Origin of the sequence: Mesorhizobium sp. Ca11 (genome assembly GCF_020165275.1) — a bacterium.
Classification (GTDB): Bacteria; Pseudomonadota; Alphaproteobacteria; order Rhizobiales; family Rhizobiaceae; genus Mesorhizobium.
Genome location: NZ_JAIUHU010000012.1, coordinates 97,988 through 114,907, shown reverse-complemented (window position 1 = coordinate 114,907; position 16,920 = coordinate 97,988). Strand labels below are relative to the sequence as shown.

General features: G+C 63.9%; 22 protein-coding genes. 13 read left to right on the top strand and 9 right to left on the bottom strand.

What is annotated here, in order from left to right:
* The first annotated feature begins 24 nt into the window (after nucleotides 1-24).
* The 6 genes from efp to LB538_RS21135 all read left to right on the top strand — a co-directional run bounded on the left by efp (nucleotide 25) and on the right by LB538_RS21135 (nucleotide 5,159).
* Nucleotides 25-591: an elongation factor P gene (gene efp / locus LB538_RS21160; protein WP_224528048.1), complete on the top strand. Its 567-nt coding sequence runs from the start codon at nucleotides 25-27 to the stop codon at nucleotides 589-591.
* A 23-nt stretch (nucleotides 592-614) separates the two neighbouring features.
* On the top strand, nucleotides 615-1,415 hold the full coding sequence (locus LB538_RS21155; RefSeq protein WP_095767263.1) for an inositol monophosphatase family protein: 801 nt from the start codon (nucleotides 615-617) through the stop codon (nucleotides 1,413-1,415).
* Between the two features lie 209 nt (nucleotides 1,416-1,624).
* The gene (trhA, locus tag LB538_RS21150) at nucleotides 1,625-2,317 is read left to right on the top strand and encodes a PAQR family membrane homeostasis protein TrhA (protein ID WP_224528050.1); all 693 of its coding nucleotides are present in this window, start codon (nucleotides 1,625-1,627) and stop codon (nucleotides 2,315-2,317) included.
* Nucleotides 2,318-2,427: 110 nt separating this feature from the next.
* Complete coding sequence (locus LB538_RS21145) at nucleotides 2,428-3,450, top strand: MotA/TolQ/ExbB proton channel family protein (RefSeq protein WP_095767261.1); 1,023 nt, start codon at nucleotides 2,428-2,430, stop codon at nucleotides 3,448-3,450.
* A 1-nt stretch (nucleotide 3,451) separates the two neighbouring features.
* Complete coding sequence (locus LB538_RS21140; RefSeq protein WP_140841706.1) at nucleotides 3,452-4,480, top strand: peptidoglycan -binding protein; 1,029 nt, start codon at nucleotides 3,452-3,454, stop codon at nucleotides 4,478-4,480.
* A 250-nt stretch (nucleotides 4,481-4,730) separates the two neighbouring features.
* Entirely contained in the window at nucleotides 4,731-5,159 is a 429-nt protein-coding gene (locus LB538_RS21135; RefSeq protein ID WP_224528067.1) for a hypothetical protein, read from the top strand.
* 91 nt (nucleotides 5,160-5,250) lie between these two features.
* On the opposite strand, the gene LB538_RS21130 is transcribed toward LB538_RS21135, so the two are convergent.
* The gene (locus LB538_RS21130) at nucleotides 5,251-5,604 is read right to left on the bottom strand and encodes a DUF1304 domain-containing protein (protein ID WP_224528069.1); all 354 of its coding nucleotides are present in this window, start codon (nucleotides 5,602-5,604) and stop codon (nucleotides 5,251-5,253) included.
* Nucleotides 5,605-5,748: 144 nt separating this feature from the next.
* Between LB538_RS21130 and LB538_RS21125 the strand changes: the two genes are divergently transcribed.
* Nucleotides 5,749-7,233: a carboxypeptidase M32 gene (locus LB538_RS21125; protein WP_224528081.1), complete on the top strand. Its 1,485-nt coding sequence runs from the start codon at nucleotides 5,749-5,751 to the stop codon at nucleotides 7,231-7,233.
* Nucleotides 7,234-7,266: 33 nt separating this feature from the next.
* On the opposite strand, the gene LB538_RS21120 is transcribed toward LB538_RS21125, so the two are convergent.
* Complete coding sequence (locus LB538_RS21120) at nucleotides 7,267-9,069, bottom strand: ABC transporter transmembrane domain-containing protein (RefSeq protein WP_224528084.1); 1,803 nt, start codon at nucleotides 9,067-9,069, stop codon at nucleotides 7,267-7,269.
* Between the two features lie 206 nt (nucleotides 9,070-9,275).
* On the opposite strand from LB538_RS21120, the gene rpmE reads away from it, so the two are divergent.
* Nucleotides 9,276-9,497: a 50S ribosomal protein L31 gene (rpmE, locus tag LB538_RS21115; RefSeq protein WP_027166741.1), complete on the top strand. Its 222-nt coding sequence runs from the start codon at nucleotides 9,276-9,278 to the stop codon at nucleotides 9,495-9,497.
* 298 nt (nucleotides 9,498-9,795) lie between these two features.
* Here the strand turns inward: rpmE and LB538_RS21110 are convergent, their stop codons facing one another.
* Nucleotides 9,796-10,437: a TetR/AcrR family transcriptional regulator gene (locus LB538_RS21110; protein ID WP_224528085.1), complete on the bottom strand. Its 642-nt coding sequence runs from the start codon at nucleotides 10,435-10,437 to the stop codon at nucleotides 9,796-9,798.
* A 132-nt stretch (nucleotides 10,438-10,569) separates the two neighbouring features.
* Between LB538_RS21110 and LB538_RS21105 the strand changes: the two genes are divergently transcribed.
* Nucleotides 10,570-11,046 (top strand): DUF1772 domain-containing protein, encoded by a 477-nt coding sequence (locus LB538_RS21105; RefSeq protein ID WP_224528087.1) that lies wholly within the window; start codon nucleotides 10,570-10,572, stop codon nucleotides 11,044-11,046.
* A 58-nt stretch (nucleotides 11,047-11,104) separates the two neighbouring features.
* On the opposite strand, the gene LB538_RS21100 is transcribed toward LB538_RS21105, so the two are convergent.
* From LB538_RS21100 to LB538_RS21090, 3 genes are all read right to left on the bottom strand, one after another.
* Nucleotides 11,105-11,413 carry a SelT/SelW/SelH family protein gene (locus tag LB538_RS21100; protein ID WP_224528088.1) on the bottom strand — a complete coding sequence of 103 codons (309 nt, stop codon included), beginning with the start codon at nucleotides 11,411-11,413 and terminating at the stop codon, nucleotides 11,105-11,107.
* 18 nt (nucleotides 11,414-11,431) lie between these two features.
* Nucleotides 11,432-12,181: a YebC/PmpR family DNA-binding transcriptional regulator gene (locus LB538_RS21095; protein WP_224528090.1), complete on the bottom strand. Its 750-nt coding sequence runs from the start codon at nucleotides 12,179-12,181 to the stop codon at nucleotides 11,432-11,434.
* Between the two features lie 204 nt (nucleotides 12,182-12,385).
* Nucleotides 12,386-12,709 (bottom strand): ArsR/SmtB family transcription factor, encoded by a 324-nt coding sequence (locus tag LB538_RS21090; RefSeq protein WP_224528092.1) that lies wholly within the window; start codon nucleotides 12,707-12,709, stop codon nucleotides 12,386-12,388.
* 51 nt (nucleotides 12,710-12,760) lie between these two features.
* On the opposite strand from LB538_RS21090, the gene LB538_RS21085 reads away from it, so the two are divergent.
* The 4 genes from LB538_RS21085 to LB538_RS21070 are packed head-to-tail and all read left to right on the top strand — an operon-like array spanning nucleotide 12,761 to nucleotide 14,561.
* Entirely contained in the window at nucleotides 12,761-13,243 is a 483-nt protein-coding gene (locus LB538_RS21085) for an SRPBCC domain-containing protein (protein WP_224528094.1), read from the top strand.
* A 44-nt stretch (nucleotides 13,244-13,287) separates the two neighbouring features.
* Nucleotides 13,288-13,680, top strand: coding sequence for a VOC family protein (locus LB538_RS21080; RefSeq protein ID WP_224528097.1), 393 nt, complete (start codon nucleotides 13,288-13,290; stop codon nucleotides 13,678-13,680).
* Between the two features lie 30 nt (nucleotides 13,681-13,710).
* Nucleotides 13,711-14,073: a hypothetical protein gene (locus tag LB538_RS21075; RefSeq protein WP_224528099.1), complete on the top strand. Its 363-nt coding sequence runs from the start codon at nucleotides 13,711-13,713 to the stop codon at nucleotides 14,071-14,073.
* 23 nt (nucleotides 14,074-14,096) lie between these two features.
* A complete protein-coding gene (locus LB538_RS21070) occupies nucleotides 14,097-14,561 on the top strand; it encodes an SRPBCC family protein (RefSeq protein WP_224528102.1) in 465 nt (154 codons plus the stop codon).
* Nucleotides 14,562-14,586: 25 nt separating this feature from the next.
* On the opposite strand, the gene LB538_RS21065 is transcribed toward LB538_RS21070, so the two are convergent.
* The 3 genes from LB538_RS21065 to LB538_RS21055 form a co-directional block, all read right to left on the bottom strand.
* The gene (locus LB538_RS21065) at nucleotides 14,587-15,354 is read right to left on the bottom strand and encodes a TerC family protein (RefSeq protein WP_224528104.1); all 768 of its coding nucleotides are present in this window, start codon (nucleotides 15,352-15,354) and stop codon (nucleotides 14,587-14,589) included.
* A gap of 79 nt (nucleotides 15,355-15,433) precedes the next feature.
* Nucleotides 15,434-16,258 (bottom strand): YmdB family metallophosphoesterase, encoded by an 825-nt coding sequence (locus LB538_RS21060; protein WP_095767248.1) that lies wholly within the window; start codon nucleotides 16,256-16,258, stop codon nucleotides 15,434-15,436.
* Between the two features lie 66 nt (nucleotides 16,259-16,324).
* The gene (locus tag LB538_RS21055) at nucleotides 16,325-16,912 is read right to left on the bottom strand and encodes a 5-formyltetrahydrofolate cyclo-ligase (protein ID WP_224528105.1); all 588 of its coding nucleotides are present in this window, start codon (nucleotides 16,910-16,912) and stop codon (nucleotides 16,325-16,327) included.
* Between the last annotated feature and the right edge of the window lie 8 nt (nucleotides 16,913-16,920).

The following is a 16,920-nucleotide window of genomic DNA, read 5'->3' as shown; positions in this document are numbered from 1 at the left end:
AATCTCATTCCGGATCAGTTCATCATGGCCAAGATCAGTGGCAACGAAATCCGTCCCGGCTATGTCATCGAGCATGATGGCGGGCTTTGGGTGGCGGTCAAGACCAACACTGTCAAGCCGGGCAAGGGCGGCGCCTACAATCAGGTCGAGCTGAAGAACCTGATCAACGGCACCAAGCTCAACGAGCGCTTCCGCTCGGCCGAGACCGTCGAGCAAATCCGGCTCGATCTGAAGGATTTTTCGTTCCTCTACGAGCAGGGCGACGCGCTGGTCTTCATGGATACCGAAAGCTACGAGCAGCTTGAGCTGGCGAAAGACTTCGTCGGCGAGCGCGCCGCCTTCCTGCAAGACGGCATGACGGTGACGGTGCAGCTTTACGAGGAGCGCCCGATCGGCATTTCGCTGCCCGACCAGGTGACGCTGGCCATCACCGAGGCCGACCCGGTGGTGCGGGGCCAGACGGCCGCCTCCTCCTACAAGCCGGCGGTGCTGGAGAACGGCATCCGCGTGCTGGTGCCGCCCTTCATCTCGGCCGGCGAGCGCATCATCGTCGACACCAACGAAATCACCTACGTGCGCCGCGCGGATTAACGGCAAGAAAGCAGGAAGAAAAAATGGCGCGTTCCGCTCTCCTCAACGTCATGGTCCAGGCCGCGATGAAGGCCGGCCGCTCGTTGTCGCGCGACTTCGGCGAGGTGCAGAACCTGCAGGTCTCGATGAAGGGCCCGGGCGACTATGTCAGCCAGGCCGACCGCAAGGCCGAAGAGATCGTCTTCGCCGAGCTTTCCAAGGCGCGGCCGGGCTATGCCTTCCTGATGGAGGAGCGCGGCGCCGTCGAAGGCGAGGACGCTCAGCACCGCTGGCTCGTCGATCCGCTCGACGGCACCACCAACTTCCTGCACGGCATTCCGCTCTTCTCGGTGTCGATCGCGCTCGAGCGCCAGGGCCAGATCGTCGCCGGTGTCGTCTACAATCCGGCGATGGACGAACTCTACACGGCCGAGCGCGGCGGCGGCGCCTTCATGAACGACCGGCGGTTGCGTGTTGCCGGCCGCTCCAAGCTGACCGACGCGGTGATCGGCTGCGGCGTGCCGCATCTCGGCCGCGGCCAGCACGGCAATTTCCTGATCGAGCTGCGCAACGTCATGGCCGAAGTCTCCGGCGTCCGCCGCCTTGGCTCCGCCGCGCTCGACCTTGCCTATGTCGCAGCTGGACGCATGGATGGTTTCTGGGAAACCGGCCTGTCGTCCTGGGACGTCGCCGCCGGCATCCTTCTGGTGCGCGAAGCCGGCGGCTTCGTCTCCGACATGGATGGCGGACAGGACATGCTGGACAGCGGCGAGGTCGTCGCCGGCAACGAGCTCATCCAGCGCGCGTTGCTGAAAACCGTGAAGAAGCCATTGGCTGCTCGCTGACCAATGCATGTCGCCCAGAACTGTGCAGCGGTTCTGGGACAAAGACATCAAAACGAAGACTTAAAGCGCGTCGCCTCAATCCGGTCCAACGCGACGCGCTTTAAGGCGTTCTTTGCGTCGAAAGGACGCGCGGCTTGGGTCGCAAAACCGCAACCGAAGCTTGAAATACTGGTCCGCGACTGCCCAGATTAGGCGTTGCAGGATCATTCATGAACGACGCGCATCCAGATACACAGCTTGAGATCCCCTTTGTCGGGCGCTGGCACTACTCGCGCGCCGAAATGATCGCCGACGGCATCGTTCACGCGGTGGGCATCGTGCTGGCGATCGCCGCCGGCTCGACTTTCCTGGCCCTGGCCGCCTTTCACTCCGGCCCCGGCGAATATGTCGCCGCGGTGTTCTATGTGGTGTCGCTGCTCACCGTGCTCTCGGTTTCGCTGGCCTATAATCTGTGGCCGGTCTCGTGGCCGGCGAAATGGATCCTGCGCCGCTTCGACCATGCCGCGATCTATCTCCTGATCGCCGCGACCTACACGCCCTTCCTCGCCCAGCTCGACAACTCGCCGCTGGCGCTGACCATGATCGTCATCGTGTGGAGCGCGGCAGCGGCCGGCATCGCCATCAAGATGTTCTTGCCCGGCCGCTACGACCGGCTGGCGATCGTCTTCTATCTCGCCATCGGCTGGAGCGGCGTCGTGCTGGCCGGACCGCTGGTCGCGACGCTGCCGACGACCTCGGTCGCGCTGCTCGTCGCCGGCGGCATCGTCTATTCCTGCGGCGTCGTCTTCTTCGCCTGGAAGGGCCTGCGCTTTCACAATGCCGTCTGGCACGGCTTCGTCGTCGCCGGCGCCGGCCTCCATCTGGCCGCCATGGTTGACTGCCTCGTCGTTAACCGGTTTTAGCCCTGTGGCGCGGGCCTATCGGCCATATTGCCAAGCGCCATTCAATTTGGTCACAATTCCGTTTAGAGTCGCGGCAATTCTGCGGCGGTGGCATCGGAAACGGGGCACGGATGGCTTTTCTCAGATCCTTCGGCAGGCGATCGGACGTCCTGGTCTATGATCCGCACAAGCTGTCGAGCCCGCAGGTCTTCCTGCTCACCATGGTGATCTTCCTGATCATCGTCGCTTTCATCGCCGCCATCCTCACCCGCCAGATCTCGACCGCCTTCTCCAGCAATCCGGGGCTCAACGGATTGATCGTCGGCGTGCTGGCGGTCGGCATCCTGCTTGCCTTCGCCCAGGTCGGGCGGCTGTTCCGCGAGGTGCGCTGGGTCAATTCCTTCCGCGCCGGCTCCGAAACCACCGAGCCGGTGCTTTTGGCGCCGATGAAGGCGATGATCGGCCGCTCGTCGACGATCGCGTTTTCGACCTCGTCGATGCGCACCATGCTGGACTCCATCGCCACCCGCCTCGACGAGAGCCGCGACACCTCGCGCTATCTGGTCGGCCTGCTTGTGTTCCTCGGCCTGCTCGGCACCTTCTGGGGCCTGCTCAACACCATCGCCTCGATCCGCGAGACGATAGAGGCGCTGGACCCGGGCACCGGCGATGCTGCCGCCGTGCTCGACGCGCTCAAGCAAGGCCTGTCGGCGCCGCTCGCCGGCATGGGCACCGCGTTCTCGTCCTCGCTGTTCGGCCTTTCCGGCTCGCTGGTGCTCGGCTTCCTCGACCTGCAGGCCGGCCGCGCCCAGACCCGCTTCTACACCGAGCTTGAGAACTGGCTGTCTTCGGTCACCGATCTGTCGTCGGACATAGTTGTGTCCGAGACGTCGAAAGCAGCCGAGTCCTCCGAGGACATCCGGCTCTTGTCGGAGCGGCTGCGCAGCCTGCAGGAGAATGGCGGCGGCTCCAATCCGCGCGTCGCCACCGCCATGGCCAATCTTGCCGACGGCATCTCGGGGTTGGTGAAGAACATGCGCTCCGAGCAGCAGATCATGCGCGACTGGGTCGAAGCCCAGTCCGACGAGCAGAAGGCCATGCGCAACACGCTGGAAAAGATCGCCGACGCGCTGAAGAAGCAAGGGGTCCACTGACGTGGCGCTGGCAAGACGGCGCGCCGACCGCCGCATCGACTATTGGCCAGGCTTTGTCGACGCATTGTCGACGCTGCTGCTTGCGATCATGTTCCTGCTTACCGTTTTCGTGCTGGCGCAGTTCCTGCTCAGCCGCGAGATCTCCGGCAAGGACGCGGTGCTGAACCGCCTCAACTCGCAGATCAACGAGCTGACCCAGCTGCTCGCCCTGGAACGCACGAACAGTCAGGACAAGGAGGATTCGCTCGCCAACCTGCAGGCGTCGCTGTCGGCGGCGCAAGCCGAAAAGAGCCGGCTCGAACAACTGCTGGCGCAGGGCGCCGGCGCCGGCGACGCGGCCAACAAACGAGCTGACCAGCTTTCGGGCGAGCTCAGCAACCAGCGCCAGATCAGCCAGCAGGCGCTGAGCCAGGTCGAGATCCTCAACCAGCAGATCGCGGCGCTGCGCAAGCAGATCGGCGCCCTGGAAGACGCGCTCAACGTCTCCGAGCAGCGCGACCGCGACTCCAACACCAAGATCGCCGATCTCGGCCGCCGCCTGAACGTCGCGCTGGCGCAGCGCGTGCAGGAGCTCAACCGCTATCGTTCCGACTTCTTCGGCCGGCTGCGCGAGATCCTCGCCGACCGCGAGAACATCCGTATCGTCGGCGACCGCTTCGTCTTCCAGTCGGAGGTGCTGTTCCCGACCGGCTCCGACGTGATCAACGACGCCGGCAAGGTCGAGATGAAGAAGCTCGCCGACGCCATCATCGAATTGCAGAAGGAAATCCCGCCCGAGATCAGCTGGGTGCTGCGCGTCGACGGCCATACCGACAACAAGCCGCTGTCCGGCACCGGCCGCTATCGCGACAATTGGGAATTGTCGACCGCCCGCGCCACCTCGGTGGTGAAGTTCCTGATCGAGAACGGCGTGCCGGCCAACCGGCTGGTGGCCGCCGGCTTCGGCGAGTTCCAGCCGCTAGATCCCGCCGACACCGACGAGGCGCGCAGCAAGAATCGCCGCATTGAACTGAAGCTCACCGAACGGTGAGCTATTATCACGCCAAGTCACGGGAAGTTGTTCGTCGGCTGAATACTTAGAGCACCAAGTCGCCGCGACAAGCGCCGAAAACATTATCTTTTTTTAATTACACATCGCAAATCGACGCACCTAACTTGCCGCGCAGGGCCGGGGTCCGCCGGCGATGCCCCGCATCGCGACGCGACGGAACCGGACGGCCCGTAAGGTCGGAAGACGAAGCGGCGCGGCCGCTCTCTTCCTGGTAGGAGGATGCGCCGCCATGCGCGTTTCAACATCTCTCAAGACTGCAACCCTCGCTGCGGTTCTGATCGCGGCTCCGCTCGCCGGCGCCTATGCGGCCGGACATCACAGGGGCGGCGCCCTGGACACGCCCGATCCGACCGTTATGACCGGACCACGCGTGACGAGCCTGATCGAGCAGATCCAGGGCGTGAACCAGGGCATCACCGACGCCCGCGAAGCGAACAGCATCTCGGCCTCGGAAGCGCAGCACCTGCATATGCGCGCCGCGCATATCAGCCAGGCCGCGGAACATGTCGCGGCTTCGGATCACGGCAGGATACCGTCCGCGCAATACCATGAGCTGCTGCGCAGGCTCGACAATGTCGACCAGAGACTGATGAACGACACCGGCAGCGGCATCATGATGGGCGATGGTTCCGACGGCGGGAATTACCCGAACGGCTAGAGCATTTGCTCCGATCGCAGAGGAAGGGACGACCTGGCGCCCGCGGGACCTAGCCCCGAGGGCGCCCTTTTTCGATCGCGCCCTGCTTCGATTACAGGCCGAGCCAAAGCGCGATGATGGCGAGCACCGCCGGCGCCGTCTGGATGAACAGGATCTTGCGGCTGACGGTCGCGGTGCCGTAGAGGCCGGCGATGGCGACGCAGAGCAGGAAGAACATCTTGATCTGGAACCCGCCGGCGCCGAGATAGAGGCCCCAGATCAGGCCCGCGGCGAGAAAGCCGTTATAGAGTCCCTGATTTGCGGCAAGCACCTTCGAGGCGCTGGCGAATTCCGGCGTCAGCCTGAACGCCTTGCGGCCGCGCGGCGTATCCCACAGCACCATCTCCAGATAGAGGATATAGCAGTGGATCAGCGCCACCAGCCCGACCAGGATATCGCCGATCATTGTCCCCTCCGTCCTTCGGACAAGTATTGACCACACGTCGACGCCGCCGCGCAAGATAGGCTGACCCTGGATCGCCAACCAGGGTTGCCAAGCTTCGCGCCTTGGTATCTTTTCGCGCCAGCCCCTTTGCAGCCGGAACCCGCCATGTCCTTCCAGAAACTCGACCAACTCGGCCACAAGCTCGAAGCGCTGGAGCATGCCTTGGCGATCCTCGGCGCCGACGAAGCAACGCATATGGCGGTCGGCGGCGGCGAGAAGCGCGCCGAGGCGATGTCCTCGCTTGCCGGCATGCTGCACCGCCAGGCCACCGCGCCCGAGATCGGCGACTGGATTTCAGTGGCCGAAGCCGAGCCGCTCGGCGAAGAGCAGCAGGCGGCGGTGCGGGAACTGCGCCGCCAATATACCAACCTCACCTGTCTGCCGGTCGAATTCGTCGAGCGCCAGACGGTGGCGCGCATGCGCTCCGAGCAGCTTTGGCGCGACCTGCGCGCCAAGAATGACTGGGCCGGCTTCCTGCCGGCGCTGGAAGGCGTCGTGACCCTGGTGCGCGAGGAAGCGGCGCTGCGCGCCGACGCCCTCGGCTTAGCCCCCTATGACGCGCTGATGGAACAGTACGATCCCGGCAACCGCGCCGCCGACATCACGCCGGTGTTTGCCGAGCTGAAGGCCTTCCTGCGCGACTTCCTGCCGCATGCGCTGGCCGTGCAGGATGCCCGGCTGGCGAAGCACCCGCTGAAGCCGCTCTCCGGCAGCTATGCCGTCGAGCGCCAGCGCGAGCTTGGCCTTGCCATGATGGCGGCCGTCGGCTTCGACCTCACCCACGGCTCGCTCTCGGTATCGCATCATCCCTTCTGCGGCGGCGTGCCGACCGATGTGCGCATCACCACCCGATACAAGACCTCCGACTTCCTGTCGGCGCTGATGGGCGTGCTGCACGAGACCGGCCACGCCCTCTACGAGCAGAACCTGCCGAAGGCTTGGTCGCACTGGCCGCTCGGTAAGGCGCGCGGCATGGCCGTGCATGAGAGCCAGAGCCTGTTTGTCGAAAAGCAGATCGGCCGCAACCCGGCCTTCTGGCGCTGGGCGCTGCCGGTGGTCGAGAAACATCTCGGCGAAGCCTGGTCGATCGACGACATCCTGCCGCATGTCCACCATGTCGAGCGCGGCCTGATCCGCGTCGACGCCGACGAAGTCACCTATCCGCTGCATGTCATCCTGCGCTACGAACTCGAACAGGAGCTCGTGTCCGGCCAGCTGGAGGTCGCCGACCTGCCCCAGGCCTGGGATGCCAAGATGCGCGATTATCTCGGGCTCTCGACCATCGATAATCCGGCTGACGGCCCGATGCAGGACGTGCATTGGCCGGGTGCCGCCTTCGGCTATTTCCCCTCCTATACGCTAGGCGCCATGATGGCCGCGCAGCAATGGGCGGCTCTGACAAGGGAGCATCCGTCCGCCGACCAGGATCTCGCCAAGGGCGATTTCACCGCCATCAACGAGTGGCGTCGCGCAAAGATCTGGTCGCAGGGCTCGCGCTGGTCGACGCCGGACCTGCTCGAGCGCGCCACCGGCGAGAAGCTCAACGCTGCTTACTTCACCGAGCACTTGAGGAGGCGCTACGGCAACTGACCCGCGGGTCGAAACCGGCTGGGTGCGGCGTGCCTACTCCGCCGCGCCCTTGAAGGCGCTGGCTCCGGTCTCGAACTGCAGCTTGGCGAGCCGCGTGTAGATGCCGCCCTTGGCGACCAGGCTCTGATGCGTGCCTTCCTCAACGATGCGCCCGCCGTCCATGACGAGGATGCGGTCGGCCTTGAGCACCGTCGCCAGCCGGTGCGCGATGACGATGGTGGTGCGGCCGCGCATCAGCCGCTCCAGCGCTCTTTGCACCAGCGTCTCGCTCTCGGCGTCGAGCGCCGAGGTCGCTTCGTCGAGCAGAAGGATCGGCGCGTCGCGCAGGATGGCGCGGGCGATCGCGATGCGCTGGCGCTGCCCGCCGGACAGCGTCACGCCGCGCTCGCCGACCTGGCTGTCATAGCCCTTGTCGAGCCTGGCGATGAATTCGTCGGCAAGCGCTGCCTTGGCCGCGGCCTCGATCTCGGCACCGCTGGCGCCCTGCCTGCCGAAGCCGATATTGTCGCGGACGCTCGCCGCGAAGATGGTCACGTCCTGTGGCACGATCGCGGTGCGTTGGCGGATCGCGGCCGGATCGGCCTCGCGCACGTCGACGCCGTCAATGACGACGCGGCCGGTCTCGGGATCGTAGAAGCGCAGGATCAGTGAGAAGACAGTGCTTTTTCCCGCACCCGAAGGCCCGACGATCGCCACTGTCTCGCCTGGCTTCACCTGGAAGCTCAATCCATGCACCGCAGCGCGGTCCGGCCGCGCCGGATAGGAGAAGGACACGTCGTCGAAGCTGATCGCGCCCTTGGCCGTTGCCGGCAAGGGAAGCGGATCGACCGGCGGCCGGATCGCCGGCGTCTCTGCCAGGATCTCCGTCAGCCGCTCGGCGGCGCCCGCCGCCTGCGACAGCTCGCTCCAGACCTCCGACAGCGCGCCGAGCGCGCCGGCGGCAAACACCGAATAGAGCAGGAACTGGCCGAGCGTGCCCGGCGACAGCGTGCCGGCAAGCACGTCGCGCGAACCGAACCACAGCACCGCGACTACCGAGGAGAAGATCATGAAGATGGCGAAGAAGGTGAGGAACGAGCGCGCGAACACCGATGCGCGCGCCGCCTCGAAGGCGGCGTCGACAGCATCCGCAAAACGGCCGGTGACGAGCTTTTCGTTGGTGAAGGCCTGCAGCGTGCGCACCGCGCCGATCTGCTCGCTGGCATAGGCGGTGGCCTCGGCGAGCGTGTCCTGCGCTTGCCGGGACTTGCGCCGCACCGAGCGGCCGAAGGCGACCAGCGGCAGCACGATCACCGGAATGGCTGCAATGACCAGGCCGGAAAGTTTCGGGCTCGTGACCACCATCATCGCCACCGCGCCGAGGCCGAGGATGAGATTGCGCAACGCGACCGAGGCGGTTGCGCCGACCGCCGACTTCACCTGCGTGGTGTCGGCGGCAAGCCGCGACACGATCTCGCCCGAATGCGCGCGATCGAAAAACGCCGGCGACAGCGTGGTGACATGCGAAAAGACGTCGCGGCGAATGTCGGCCACGACCCGCTCGCCGAGCGTGATGACGAAATAGTAGCGGCTGGCCGAAGCGGCAGCCAGCAAAGCCGCCATCAGAACCAGCGCCGCGAAATATTCCGCGATGAAGGTGGAGCTAGCGGCCTGGAAACCATGGTCGATCATGCGCCGCACGGCCATCGGCAAGGCAAGCGTCGTCACCGCCGCCACGATCAGTGAGATGACGGCGCCCATCACCAGCTTCCGGTAGCGGGTAACGTACGGAAAGAGGCTGCGGAGCGGCCGGACCGAGCGTCTGCGCTCGCTTGCGCTGCCACCGATTTCCGCCATGAGCGTTTCCTCTGGCCGCTTGGCGGGACCGCGCTTCAATATGCGCCCGCCGCGGCCTTGTGATTCAATTCCGGCTGATGTATAGGCTCGCCGACCGTTTTAGAAGCCGTGGCTTTTCATTAGCTGCGGCTTCGAGTTTTAAAAAGGGGCGCATCGACGCAGGCCTTCAGGCCCGTTGCCAGCGCCGGCAGCCAGGAAACACGACAATGAAGGCCGATATCCATCCCGACTACCACACCATCAAGGTCGTCATGACCGATGGCACCGAATACCAGACCCGTTCGACCTGGGGCAAGGAAGGCGACACGATGAACCTCGACATCGACCCGACCACGCACCCGGCCTGGACCGGCGGCCAGCAGACCCTGCTCGACCGCGGCGGCCGCCTCTCAAAGTTCAAGAAGCGTTTCGAGGGTTTCGGCCTCTAAGCCGGATACATCGGCAGATTTCGAGAAACCCGCCTTCGAGGCGGGTTTTTTGTTGCCAGTTTCGTTCTTCTCCCCGTTCTACGGGGAGAAGGTGCCCGAAGGGCGGATGAGGGGCAGCGCCGGCGCTTGAAAGTTCAAGGTTCCTCGCCCCACGAAGTGGGGAGAGGTGGCTCGGCGAAGCCGAGACGGAGAGGGGAGCGCCCTACGAGGCCCCCGCTCCGTCCGCTTCGCGGACACCTCTCCCCCGCCCCTGGCGGGGGCGAGGAACCCAAGCCTTACGACGCTGCGGAAATCGTTCCTACTCCCCCACCAGCTCCCTCAGCGCCATTCGCTTGTAGGCCTCAACCAGCCTGTCGCCCTCGTCCCGCTCGACCGAGATAGCCAGCCGCACCGCGGCCTCGCCCATCTGCCAGACGAGAAACGCGGCCGTCTCCAATTCGATCGGATCGGCATCGGGGCGAACCCGCTTCAGCACCGAGAGCAGGAAGTCGGCATTGGCGCGACTGTCGGCGAGCTCCAGTTCGCGCAGCGCCTTGTCGGCTTGCGTGCCCGACCAGATGTCGCGCATCACCGGCTCGGCCAGGAACAGCTGGTAGTAGATATCGACCAGTTCCGAAAACGACCTGCGCAGGCCTTCAGCATCGCTGACATCCTTCAGCGCCGCGGAAATGCAGGCCTGGCTTTCGGCCGTGTAGCGCTCGGCCAGCGCCCAGACGATCGCCCGCTTGTCCGGGAAGAACTGGTAGAGCGAGCCGATCGACACGCCGGCCCGTTCCGCCACCTCGCCCATGCGCATGGCGTCGCTGCCCTGCTCGGCAATCAGCGCCGAGGCGGCGGAGAGCATGCGTTCGACCCGCTCGCGGCTGCGTTGCTGGCTCGGCGACCGGCGCGGCGCAGCAATGTCCGCCTGGTTTGGCCTCGCGGCGGTTTTCTCATCCATGGCTCTCTCTCCTTGGGCGATTTCTCGGAAACCGGCTTGACTCACAAAATACGAGGGTTTATCACGTTCTGCAAATGTGAGGATTACTCGTATTTCGAAATCGAGCAGAACCCGGCATCTGGAGCAACTGAGATGATGAAACTTCTTCCCACCCTCACCTTTGTCGCCGCGATCGGCTCCGGCGTCGTCGGCGGCGTCTTCTTCGCCTTCTCGAATTTCGTCATGGCAGCACTTGCCCGGCTGCCCATCCCAAGCGGCATCGCGGCGATGAATTCGATCAACGTCACGGTGATCACGCCGACCTTCATGACGGCGCTGTTCGGCACCGGCCTCATCTGCCTCGTGCTGATTGCCGGCGTTTTCTTCGGCTGGAGCCAGTCCGGCTCCTACTGGCTGCTTGCCGGTGCCGTGATCTATTTCGTCGGCAATCCGATCGTGACCATGGTCTTCAACGTGCCGCTCAATGACGCCTTAGCCGCCGTCGATCCTGCCAGCGCCAACGGCGCCGCCGTGTGGGCAAACCATCTGAGCGAGTGGGTGATGTGGAATCACGTCCGCACCGTCACTGCGATAGTCGCGATGGCTTGCTTCATCATGGCATTGATCTGAAAAACGGCAGCCCGCGAATGCAACCCCCGAAGGTTGCGTCCAACTTTCGGGGAGTTCATCAGGCGGGGTCTTTTTTGCGATCCTTGCGATCGGCGTGGCCGAGGTCGCGGTCGGGATCGATGACATCGCGAACCAGCTGCTTGAGCTTTGCCGCGTCCGGAAAACCGCCGTCGCGCTTGCGCTCCCAGACAAGCACGTCGTTGCAGGAAATGGTGAAGATGCCGCCGGTGCCCGGCACCAGCGTCACTTCGCCGAGATCGGTGCCGAAGGTCGAGAGCAGCTCCTGCGCCATCCAGCCGGCCCGCAACAGCCACTGGCACTGCGTGCAATAGGTGATGCGGATGATTGGCAGCGGCTTCTCGCTCATATCGTATCGCGTGGCCGGTCAGGCCGCGCTGAGCTTGGCCATCGTCTCGTCGTCGACCTCGAAATTGGCGTAGACGCTCTGCACGTCGTCATCGTCCTCGAGCGTGGCGACCAGCTTCATCAGCGACTGCGCCCGCTCTTCGTCGACCGGGACGTTGTTCTGCGGCTGCCAGATCGGCTTGACCGATTCCGCCTCGCCGAGCGCGGTCTCGAGCGACTTCGAAACGTCGCCGAGATTCTCAAAGGCGCAATAGATGGTGTGGCCTTCCTCGTCCGATTCCACGTCATCGGCGCCGGCCTCGATCGCGGCTTCCATCACCTTGTCGGCGCTGCCGGCCGAGGCCGGGTAATAGATCTCGCCGACGCGGTTCCACATGAACGACACCGAGCCGGTTTCGCCGAGCGCTCCGCCGGCCTTGGTGAAGGCGGCGCGCACATTGGAGGCCGAGCGGTTGCGGTTGTCGGTCAGCACTTCCACGATCAGCGCCACGCCGCCGGGGCCGTAGCCTTCGTAGCGCACCGCCTCGTAGTTCTCGCCGTCGCCCGTGGACGCCTTGTTGATGGCACGCTGGATGTTATCCTTCGGCATCGACACCGCCTTGGCGTTCTGCACGGCAAGGCGCAGCCTGGGGTTCATCGCCGGATCCGGCGTGCCGGTCTTGGCGGCGACGGTGATTTCGCGCGCCAGCTTGGAAAACATTTTCGACCGCACCGCGTCCTGACGGCCCTTGCGGTGCATGATGTTCTTGAACTGCGAATGGCCAGCCATGGCACCCCTGTCGTGTTCGGCTAGAGCATTTCGAAGCGAGGTGTCGTCACCGCGTCTTCGGCAAAATGCTCGAATTCAAATTTTCAGAACGCCCCGGGCATGCCTGCGAAGGCACGTGGCGCTCTTTGTCGGAATGGCCGGCTTATAGATAAATCGGCTCAATTCGTCCAGACGCGCCATCACGCCAAGGCCGAAGAGAGCCGTTCACCCCTCCAGATCGGACTTCAGCCGATCGAGAATGCTGATGGCGTGGCCGGCATACTGGCTGATCCAGCGGTCGTGGATCTGCTGGATCGGCAGCGCATTGAGATGGTTCCAGCGTTCGCGCCCCTCACGCTTCGCCACCACCAGATCGGCCTCCTCCAGCACTTTCAGGTGCATCATCACCGTGCAGCGGTCCATGTCCGGGAACGCCTCGCACAGCGCGCCGGTGGTCTGCGGCTCATCCTTCAGGCGATCCAGCAATTCGCGCCGGCGCGCATGCGCCAAGGCCTTGAAAACATGGTCGTCGGAGGTTTGGCTTGACATGTTATATTTCTATAACATATCGTTTCAAGCAGCAAGGAAGGAGCTGTGGATATGTCCCTTGGTTTCAGGATTTCCGGACGCATCGGCAAACCGATCGGCGAGGTCTTCGATGCCGTCGTGAACCCGACAAAGCTCAGCGGCTATTTCACCACCATCGGCGGCGCTTCGGCGCCGCTTGTGTCGGGCACCACCGTCACCTGGTGGAAGTCTGTACCGGTCGAAGTCGACGAGGTGACGAAGGACGAGCGCATCGTGCTGCGCTGGGACGCGACAGACGCCGACGGCAAGCCCGCCTACAAGACCCGTATCGAAATGAATTTCGAGCCGCTGGAAGACGGCGGCACTTTCGTCACCATCGCCGAGTCCGGCTGGCATGAAGGCGAGGCCGGCCTGAAGAAATCCTACCTCAATTGCGAGGGCTGGTCGCAGATGCTGGCCTGCATGAAGGCCTATCTCGAATACGGCATCAATCTGCGCGACGGCTACTATCGCAGCGAGCTGCGCGGCGAGCCGGCCAACGAGACCAACATCTGAGCCCGACATTCAGGTCCGGATATCCGGCAGGAGGAGGTCGCCCGATGACAAAAGCAACGCCATTCCTGATGTTCGAGGGAAAGGCCGAGGAGGCCGTGAGCCTCTATTGCGAGACCATTTCCGAGAGCCGTGTGCTCGACATCACGCGCTATGGCTCGGGCGAGGACGGGGCGGAAGGAACGCTCAAGCTGGCGCGCGCATTGATCGGCGGCGTCGAGGTCAGGATCTACAACAGCCCCGTCCACCACGCCTTTACCTTCACGCCGTCCTTTTCCTTCTTTGTTGACTGCTCGTCCGAAGAGGAGCTCGAGCGGATCGTCGGCGTTCTTTCCAAGGACGGCGGCTTCCTGATGCCGACCGGCAATTATGGTTTCAGCCAGCGTTTCGCCTGGCTCAACGACCGCTTCGGCGTCTCCTGGCAGATCAACCTGCCGTAACGACATCCAACGCAACCGAGAGGATCGGCAATGAACACCGAGATCACAGGCGGCATCAACATCGCCATGAAGGTGCCGTCGCACCAATACGAGGCAACGATCGCCTTCTATCGCGATGTTGTGGGGTTGAAGCCGTTTACGGCGAAGGCGCCGGCGATCGGTTTCGAACTTGGTCCCAATCGCCTCTGGATCGACGAGGCGCCGATGATGAGCCAGGCCGAAATCTGGCTGGAGCTTTTCACACCGGACTTCAAGAGCGCGGCCTCCCATCTTGCAAAGGCCGGTGTCGTGCGCTGCGACGCAATAGAACCTCTGGGTGAAGGCTTTCGTGGCGGCTGGATCACTAACCCGGCCAACATCATTCACCTCGTGCGGGAGCCGGACGCCTGGTGAATCCCGCCGGAAAGGAGAACCGTATGGAGCTCAGAGAATCTCCCATCGCCGAAACCGCCATGCTGATCCGTCGGCCGGTCGCCGAGGTGTTCGAAGCGATCGTCGATCCGGCGGTCACCACGAAATTCTGGTTTACGCATTCCAGCGGTCGCCTGAATGAGGGCAAGCCGGTCGAATGGGAATGGCGCATGTATGGCGTCTCGACCAAGGTCGAGGTGAGCGAGATCGTCCCCAACGAGAAGATCATCATGCAGTGGAGCGATCCGCCGACCACCGTCGTCTGGACATTCACCAAAATGCCGGATGAAGCGACCTTCCTCGAAATCCGCAATTTCGCCTTCGCCGGTTCCGCCGACGAACAGGTCAAGCAGGCGGTCGAATCCACCGGCGGCTTCGCGCTGGTGCTTGCCGGCGCCAAGGCATGGCTGGAACAGGGCCTGACGCTCGGCCTGATCGGCGACCGTCACCCGAAGGGTGTTTCGGCCTAGCGGCTCGCCGGCGTGGTGGCGAGCCTCAGTGCCCCTCGCCCGACCTCTGCCTCTTACGCCGTCGCGCCAGCATGTTGAGGCCTTCGACCAGCGCGGAAAAGCCCATGGCGGCGTAGATGTATCCCTTGGGCACATGATAGCCCATGCCGTCGGCGATCAGCGTCATGCCGATCATCAAAAGGAAGCCGAGCGCCAGCATGACGATAGAGGGGTTCCTGGCGATGAAATTGGCAAGCGGCGTCGCCGCCAGCATCATCGCGCTCACCGCCACGATCACCGCGATATACATGATGGCGATCTCGTCGGTCATGCCGACGGCAGTGATGATGGAATCGATCGAGAACACGAGGTCGAGCAGGAGGATCTGGAAGATCGCTCCGGCAAGGCTCATCTGCAGCGTGCCGCCGACCATCGTGTCCTGATGATCCTGCGGGTCGACCGTGTGATGGATTTCCTTGGTCGCCTTCCAGACCAGAAACAGGCCGCCGGCGATCAGGATCAGGTCGCGCCAGGAAAAGCCGTGGCCGAGGGCGGTAAACACTGGCGTCGTCAATTGCACGATGATCGAGATCGTGGCGAGCAGGATCAGTCGCATGATCAGCGCCGCCGAAATGCCCAGCCGGCGTGCGCGGGCGCGCTGCGCCTCCGGCAGCTTGTTGGTCAGGATCGAGATGAAGATCAGGTTGTCGATGCCGAGCACAATCTCGAGCACCACCAGCGTCAAAAGCGCGACCCACGCAGTCGGATCGGAAACAAAATGAAAGTGCGGCGCCAGAAATTCGACAAGCTGCATGAAGGTCGTCCCCTCTACGATCTAGAGCAGTTTCGCGGGCTTCGTCGCCAGTTAGGTATTGATTTCGCTTATATCAATGTCACGACCAGAAGGACGGCGCCGTTTCTTCCAGCCGCGGTCCGCGACGAAACGGCGCGATTTTTTCGGCAAGCCCGGTGCGGTCCGAAATATCGACGCCGACGCCGCAGAGCGTCGCAGGCCCTGAGGACGCCTCGAAACGGCCCTTCGGTACCTTGGAAAGGAACCGGTTCAGCGGTTCTTCCTTGTCCATGCCGAGCGAGGAATCATAATCGCCGCACATGCCGGCGTCCGAAATATAGGCGGTGCCACCATTGAGGATCTGATGGTCGGCGGTCGGCTGATGCGTATGCGTGCCGACCACCAGGCTGGCGCGACCGTCGACGAAATGCGCGAAGCACATCTTCTCCGAGGTCGCCTCGGCGTGGAAATCGATGATGGCTGCATCGGCCTGCTCACCGAGGGGGCAGGCGGCAAGCTCACGCTCGCCGGCCTGGAAAGGGTCGTCGAGCTCGGGATGCATGAAGACGCGGCCCATGATGTTGGCGACCAGCACGCGCGCGCCATTGCGCGCGATGTAAACGCCCGAGCCGCGGCCCGGCGTGCCCCTCGGGAAATTGGAGGGACGCAGGAAGCGCTCCTCGCGCGGCGCGAAGATCAGCGCATCGCGCTGGTCCCAGACATGGTTGCCGGTGGTGACGACATCCGCGCCGGCCGCGAGCGTCTCGCGGAAGATCTCCTCGGTGATGCCGAAGCCGCCGGCGGCGTTCTCGCCATTGACGATGACGAAGTCGAGCTTGAAGTCGGAAATCAGCCCCGGCAGCTGTTCCCAGACTGCCGTGCGCCCTGTTTTGCCAACCATGTCGCCGAGGAAGAGAAGTCTCATACGATCCCGAGCCGAAGTCTGCCAAGCTGCATGACTTCCGCGAAGACCATCAGCCTCGCCGACTATCTATAATTGCGGCGTGAACCGGCGCAACCCGCTCTCGGTCAGTATTTCCGGAATGATGACGTCATGGTTCTCATCCGGCACCCGCTCGACTTGCTGACAATCGAAGGCGATGCCGATCAGCCTCGGCGTGATGCCCTTGTCGGCCAGCCTGGCAATGGCGCGGTCGTAATAGCCGGCGCCGTAGCCGATACGGTGGCCGCGGCCGTCGAAGGCGGCGAGCGGCACCAGCATGAGCGTCGGGTCGAGCACTTCCGCCTCTTCATGCGGCCCGACCGTGCCGAATCCCATCTCGACCATCGGCGCGCCGCGCACCAGCTCGCGAAAGACGATCGTGGTCTTGTCGAGGATCGCCGGCAGGCAGAGCCTTGCGCCCTTCTCGCGCAGCGCGAACATCAGCGGCCGCACATCGACCTCGGAGCGCATCGGCCAGAAGCCGGAGACGACCCGACCGGGTTCAAAGTCGATTTTTTCCTTCGCGGTCTCGGCCATTTCGAGCGCGATCTCGACGCGCCAGAACTCGTCGAGCGCATCGCGGCGCGCCAGCGCCTCCTTGCGAAGCTGTTTTTTCAGGTCTTTGGAAGGTGACATGCGCCGAC

Excerpts from the sequence above, each read along its gene's own strand:
- LB538_RS21065 (WP_224528104.1), bottom strand. The coding sequence starts at position 15,354 with ATGCAGCTTGTCGAATTTCTGGCGCCGCACTTTCATTTTGTTTCCGAT.
- LB538_RS21145 (WP_095767261.1), top strand. The coding sequence starts at position 2,428 with ATGGCTTTTCTCAGATCCTTCGGCAGGCGATCGGACGTCCTGGTCTAT.
- LB538_RS21080 (WP_224528097.1), top strand. The coding sequence starts at position 13,288 with ATGACAAAAGCAACGCCATTCCTGATGTTCGAGGGAAAGGCCGAGGAG.
- LB538_RS21100 (WP_224528088.1), bottom strand. The coding sequence starts at position 11,413 with ATGAGCGAGAAGCCGCTGCCAATCATCCGCATCACCTATTGCACGCAG.
- LB538_RS21155 (WP_095767263.1), top strand. The coding sequence starts at position 615 with ATGGCGCGTTCCGCTCTCCTCAACGTCATGGTCCAGGCCGCGATGAAG.
- LB538_RS21070 (WP_224528102.1), top strand. The coding sequence starts at position 14,097 with ATGGAGCTCAGAGAATCTCCCATCGCCGAAACCGCCATGCTGATCCGT.
- rpmE (WP_027166741.1), top strand. The coding sequence starts at position 9,276 with ATGAAGGCCGATATCCATCCCGACTACCACACCATCAAGGTCGTCATG.
- LB538_RS21135 (WP_224528067.1), top strand. The coding sequence starts at position 4,731 with ATGCGCGTTTCAACATCTCTCAAGACTGCAACCCTCGCTGCGGTTCTG.
- LB538_RS21085 (WP_224528094.1), top strand. The coding sequence starts at position 12,761 with ATGTCCCTTGGTTTCAGGATTTCCGGACGCATCGGCAAACCGATCGGC.
- LB538_RS21105 (WP_224528087.1), top strand. The coding sequence starts at position 10,570 with ATGATGAAACTTCTTCCCACCCTCACCTTTGTCGCCGCGATCGGCTCC.
- LB538_RS21095 (WP_224528090.1), bottom strand. The coding sequence starts at position 12,181 with ATGGCTGGCCATTCGCAGTTCAAGAACATCATGCACCGCAAGGGCCGT.
- LB538_RS21120 (WP_224528084.1), bottom strand. The coding sequence starts at position 9,069 with ATGGCGGAAATCGGTGGCAGCGCAAGCGAGCGCAGACGCTCGGTCCGG.
- LB538_RS21055 (WP_224528105.1), bottom strand. The coding sequence starts at position 16,912 with ATGTCACCTTCCAAAGACCTGAAAAAACAGCTTCGCAAGGAGGCGCTG.
- LB538_RS21110 (WP_224528085.1), bottom strand. The coding sequence starts at position 10,437 with ATGGATGAGAAAACCGCCGCGAGGCCAAACCAGGCGGACATTGCTGCG.
- trhA (WP_224528050.1), top strand. The coding sequence starts at position 1,625 with ATGAACGACGCGCATCCAGATACACAGCTTGAGATCCCCTTTGTCGGG.
- LB538_RS21075 (WP_224528099.1), top strand. The coding sequence starts at position 13,711 with ATGAACACCGAGATCACAGGCGGCATCAACATCGCCATGAAGGTGCCG.
- LB538_RS21125 (WP_224528081.1), top strand. The coding sequence starts at position 5,749 with ATGTCCTTCCAGAAACTCGACCAACTCGGCCACAAGCTCGAAGCGCTG.
- LB538_RS21090 (WP_224528092.1), bottom strand. The coding sequence starts at position 12,709 with ATGTCAAGCCAAACCTCCGACGACCATGTTTTCAAGGCCTTGGCGCAT.
- LB538_RS21060 (WP_095767248.1), bottom strand. The coding sequence starts at position 16,258 with ATGAGACTTCTCTTCCTCGGCGACATGGTTGGCAAAACAGGGCGCACG.
- efp (WP_224528048.1), top strand. The coding sequence starts at position 25 with ATGGCCAAGATCAGTGGCAACGAAATCCGTCCCGGCTATGTCATCGAG.
- LB538_RS21130 (WP_224528069.1), bottom strand. The coding sequence starts at position 5,604 with ATGATCGGCGATATCCTGGTCGGGCTGGTGGCGCTGATCCACTGCTAT.